At 38.9% G+C, this 5,035-nt stretch carries 6 protein-coding genes; 1 reads left to right on the plus strand and 5 read right to left on the minus strand.

The window, feature by feature from the left end; translation table 11 throughout:
- The 5 genes from ACTHJT_RS01155 to ACTHJT_RS01175 form a co-directional block, all read right to left on the minus strand.
- Positions 1 to 664: bestrophin family protein (locus tag ACTHJT_RS01155; protein ID WP_440235769.1), on the minus strand; the 664-nt coding region annotated here is incomplete at its 3' end.
- Positions 665 to 734: 70 nt separating this feature from the next.
- Positions 735 to 1,550 carry an SDR family NAD(P)-dependent oxidoreductase gene (locus ACTHJT_RS01160; protein WP_440235770.1) on the minus strand — a complete coding sequence of 272 codons (816 nt, stop codon included), beginning with the start codon at positions 1,548 to 1,550 and terminating at the stop codon, positions 735 to 737.
- A gap of 79 nt (positions 1,551 to 1,629) precedes the next feature.
- Entirely contained in the window at positions 1,630 to 2,331 is a 702-nt protein-coding gene (locus ACTHJT_RS01165; protein WP_440235771.1) for a hypothetical protein, read from the minus strand.
- 84 nt (positions 2,332 to 2,415) lie between these two features.
- Entirely contained in the window at positions 2,416 to 3,087 is a 672-nt protein-coding gene (locus ACTHJT_RS01170; RefSeq protein ID WP_440235772.1) for a hypothetical protein, read from the minus strand.
- Positions 3,088 to 3,219: 132 nt separating this feature from the next.
- Entirely contained in the window at positions 3,220 to 4,461 is a 1,242-nt protein-coding gene (locus tag ACTHJT_RS01175) for a DEAD/DEAH box helicase (protein ID WP_440235773.1), read from the minus strand.
- Positions 4,462 to 4,676: 215 nt separating this feature from the next.
- Between ACTHJT_RS01175 and ACTHJT_RS01180 the strand changes: the two genes are divergently transcribed.
- Positions 4,677 to 5,035 (plus strand): amino acid permease (locus ACTHJT_RS01180; RefSeq protein WP_440235774.1); only part of this gene is annotated, 359 nt, incomplete at its 3' end.

A 5,035-nucleotide genomic window follows, 5' to 3' on the forward strand; every position in this document is an offset into this window, starting at 1 on the left:
ACACTTTTGAGAAGAAATGATAGGTTGGCAAAAAGGGTGTTTTTTTTATCCGTTCTGCCTGTCCCTGGTACGTGTAGAAATTCGTTAATGTCTGATCAATCTGAACATACATGAATTCGTTCATTAACTTTCTGTCATACATTTTCCGCATATCCAACGCCTGATTTTTTATTAATTGGGTAGCAATATTGCTGCATTCTTTTACAGACTGATGTTCATCTTCTGATACAAATTCATTTAAAATAGCTGTAAATTTTCCGGCATCTTTTTCTTCACGCAATTGCAATCTTAATACATTAATAAAAGCCAGGTGCCTATAAATAATTTTTTTCCGAATCTCACCTGTAGCAGCATGATGGTGATCATCTTCAAACTGAATGAAAGTTATAACCTGCTTGGTAAACGACCGGCTGTCGTTTACAATGCTTCCCCATATCTTTCTGGCTTCCCACCAGCGGTCATACGCCTGACTGTTGGTAAAACCCAGCAATATGGATAAGGCTGTACCAAGCACTGCTGTAATAGAAACAGGCACGCCCCAGTCGTTATAATAGTTTGTAACCTTAAGTATAACTGCTACAAAAACAACCGTTACCGAATAAGTAATATTGTATTTGGAAGATTCAAAAATATCATGGGGAACAAAACGGAACTTAGCAATCATAAGCGTATTGAAGGGGCTTTATTATAACTACTGAATTTAGTATAATATTTAAATCAATACAAGCCTTCCTTCAGGTAGTTTTCTTAAATAAAAAGAATCGTACAGCGCGTTTATATAAGCCCGGCAGCAATCTTCTACTGTAAAAAAATATGTGTGCAGAAAACGGAAAACGAATCACTTCATTTCTTTTATGCAGGTTCTTTAGAATAATCTTAGCCGCATCCAGACTTGTAAGAGATGAATCTGCAACAATCTTATGAGCCGATGAAATGATTTCCTTACTCCCTTTGCTATACTGCATAATGGAAGACTGAAAAAAAGTGGGGGTTGCACAAACTACTTTAATGTTTGTATGACAGAGCTCATGATTAAGAGATTCTGATAATGAAATCAAACCGGCTTTGGTAACGTTATAAGGACTCATGCGCGGGAGATTGGCAATTCCTGCCATGCTTGCCATATTTACAATCAGGCCATTATTTGCCTTTTGCATTACAGGAAGAACAAAATAGGTTGCATGAATCGCTGCTTTCAGATTGATGTCGATGATCCAATCCCAATGCTCAGGCGGGTACTCAGAGAACAACGTGCCCTCGCCTACACCGGCATTATTAAAGAGAATATCGATCCCCTTATGTGTTCCGCAAAAAGTATTGATTACTTTTTCCAACGATACGCTGTCTGTAATGTCAATTTTAAATACAGCTAAATTCTGAGATTGATATTTTTCAAGTGCTTCCACTTTCAGATCCAATGCTGCTATACTCCAGCCATCGTTCAATAAAAGTTTTGTGAGTTCAAGGCCTAAGCCACTGCCGGCACCGGTAATAAGAGCACGCTTAAATGGAAATTGTTTAGTCAGTCCAGGGAAATCAGTTGCATTCATCTTAGTATAAGATTTTAAAACAAAAAGCAGTCCTTGTAAACAAAGACTGCTTTTCAATATACCTAAAATGTTTTATGGTCTATAATCTCCAGGCTAAACCTGTGCGGAAATTCGTAACATTCCAGCCGACTTCAGCATATACGCCAATACTTTTTCCAAAGTAATAACGGAAACCTCCAAACGGGCCAGCCGTCGGGCCTACATTTGAATATGTTTTATCCGGATAGTCTGTTCTCCAGCTTCCTGATTGTCCATGTGTTCCCCAGCCTTCATATACATCGGTCTGTCTTTCCAGACTAACTCTGATACCAGCTACTATACCAGCATACAAATCAAATTTACGATCCCAGCCTATCAAACGATTAAAGTGAAATTCACCGCGGCCTAAAAAATAGGAATTTGTCTGAAGATATTTTGAATGTTGATAGTAGTCATCACTCTGATGATAATTACGTTCTGCACTGAACGAATTAAAAGCAATCTGCCCCCCTACTGTAATATCAGACCAGAATGCTTTTTGCAAAGAAACAGACAATGTAGGAATCTGGATGTTGTTTGTATAATCAGAGTTCCAGTGATTTCCATGACCATTGCCATTGCTGTAGCTATAATAATCAAAACCATTATAATCGCCACCACCAAAGCCAACACCAAAATCAAGGATGACATCTCCTTTATTTGTTCCGGCATCCTGACCGGCATTTTTATTTAATTGAGCAGATGCTGTCGCACCCAACAGAACAGTACATGCAATAGCTATAGTTGACAATAATGTTTTCATATAATAAATAATTACAGTTAATTTTTCATAAAAAAACAGTCCCTGTACGCATACAAAGACTGCTTATATATTAGATATCAGAAATTATAGTTTCCATACCAAGCCAGCACGGATTGCCGTAATAGCCCAGCCTACTTCACCATATACACCGATGTTGTTTCCAAAATAGTAACGGAAACCACCGAATGGACCAACCACACCACCTGTATTGATACTTGCTGATTTATGCGTATTAGGTCCCCAGGCATTTCCACCATTGCTGCCATCATAACCTTCATCATATCTGTATACTTCATTGGTTATTGAAAAACCTGCTAAAGCACCTGCATACAAATCAAATTTAGGATCCAGACCAATTAAACGATTAAAGTGATATTCACCTCTTGCGGTAAAATAAGACGTGAAATGTGTGTTCTTAATATTAGTGCGATAGTATCCATCGCCCTGATGATAGCTATCGTATTTGCTTCCGCCATTATTAATAGAAATTTGTCCGCCAATCGTAATATCTTCCCAAAAAGCTTTCTGAAGCGCTACGGAAAATGTTGGCAATTGATAATGAGACTCGTTTGTATATTTATTATTGCTGGATGAATAAGAATATTCATTACCAACAAGACCAACACCAAAATCTAAAAGTACATCACCTTTGTTTGTTGCTGCGTCCTGTCCAGCATTTTTTGTTCCTTGAGCAAAAACACCTACACTGGTAAATAACGCGCATGCAATAGCTGCTGTAGAAAATATTTTTTTCATATTTTAAATGATTAAGATTAGTACTTTAAAATAAACTAAACGATTTGTTATATACAAATGTAAATAAGCACCTGAACGATTATTTATATAAAAAGACCTATTTGTTGCAATATTACCATCAACAAACCATAGCTATTTTTTCTTTTTCTTCTTCGGCATATGCTTTTTATTATCCTCTGAATCAGCTTCTTTTAACAAGGCTTTCCAGTTATCATTCACATCCTCTGTCAGATCAAGGGTATGGTCATATTCTGTTCCTGTAATTTCTATAACATTGATTTCTTTTCCCAAAAACTTTTCCACTTCATCTAAAACAGGTTTCTCTTCCATGCTGCAGAATGAAACAGCGAAACCTTTGGCAACACCCCTTCCGGTTCGTCCGACTCTATGCACATAATTTTCAGCTACTTCAGGCATATCGTAATTCACTACATATTCCACACCTGCGATGTCAATTCCGCGGGCACTTATGTCTGTTGCGATCAATACATTAACCTTGCCGCTTCTGAATTCATCCATAGCCGTTGTCCGTGCCGCCTGCTCTTTACCGCCATGCATTGTAACCGACTTAATTCCTACACGTTCCATGGCGGCCTGCACACGATCGGCCCGCACCTGTGTACGCACAAAAACAATTACTTTGCTTTCAGGATGTTCTTTCAACAAGCGTTCCAGGAAAAAGCGCTTATCATCCATGCCAATAAAAGCAACAGAATGCGTGATATTTTTAGATACCCGTTCTTTCGGTGCGATCTGGATACGGATCGGATTTTTCACCAGTGAATAGGCCAGCTTTTTAATCTCTTCATTAATCGTTGCCGAGAAAAAAAGTGTCTGATGTTTAGACGGAAGAAATTTCTTGACATCCTGAATATCTTTGATAAAGCCAAGATCAAGCATATGATCGGCTTCATCCAGGACCAGAATCTTTACCTTGGTAATTTTAATGTGTTTTTGATAAATCAAATCAAACATACGACCAGGAGTAGCAACCAGGATATCAAAACCGTAAGCAGCTTCTGCAATCTGCGGATCCTGTGCTACACCGCCGGTAATACAAACCGTACGCAAATGGGTATATTGTCCGATTTTTTTAAACACTTCTGAAATCTGTATTGCAAGTTCACGCGTTGGAGCCATAACCAGACAAGAGATATCCGTATGTTCCGATTTCTGTACATGAATCAGTTTATTTAAAACAGGAATCACAAAAGCCGCTGTCTTACCTGTTCCGGTCTGGGCAATAGCCAGTACATCTTCCCCTGCCAGAATCGGCGGAATAGATTTAAATTGTATATCTGTAGGGCGATTAAAGCCAGCTTCTGCCAGGCTCTTCTTAATTGCCGGTGCAAGATCGTATTGTTCAAATTTCATTAAGGCAAAGATACAGAAAGTTGCTGATATCAAACCATAAGGTTTCCTTTGTTAATTAGATGTATTCAATCTATAGATCAAACCTACAAGATTTTCTTGGTTATCCATCCCATCTTTGTTAATCCAAAACTTTATAGGTTTCGTCTGTTAATCAACGTCAAAATTGGAAACCCTCGGCTTTTTTCGTTACTTGAACAATCGTTACTTTTCAGATTATGTGGTCAGCATTCTTTCGTACTAAAAATCCAAATGAACTTCACACGGAAGCAACTGCCTTAAAAAGAAACCTCACATTCAAAGACCTCACGGCTTTAGGCATTGCAGCAGTTATCGGCGCCGGCATTTTCGGCACCATCGGACAAGCGGCTTACGACGGCGGACCGGGAATCATCTTTTTATTTATTATTACTTCCTGCGGCTGTCTGTTCTCAGCCTTTTGTTATGCGGAATTTGCTTCGTCCACCAGCAGCTCCGGAAGTGCTTATACCTATGCGTACGTCAGCTTTGGCGAACTCATCGCCTGGATCATTGGCTGGGATCTGTTTATGGAATATGCCGTTGGCAACATGGCCGT

This window comes from Cytophaga sp., assembly GCF_051961495.1.
Classification (GTDB): domain Bacteria; phylum Bacteroidota; class Bacteroidia; order Cytophagales; family Cytophagaceae; genus Cytophaga.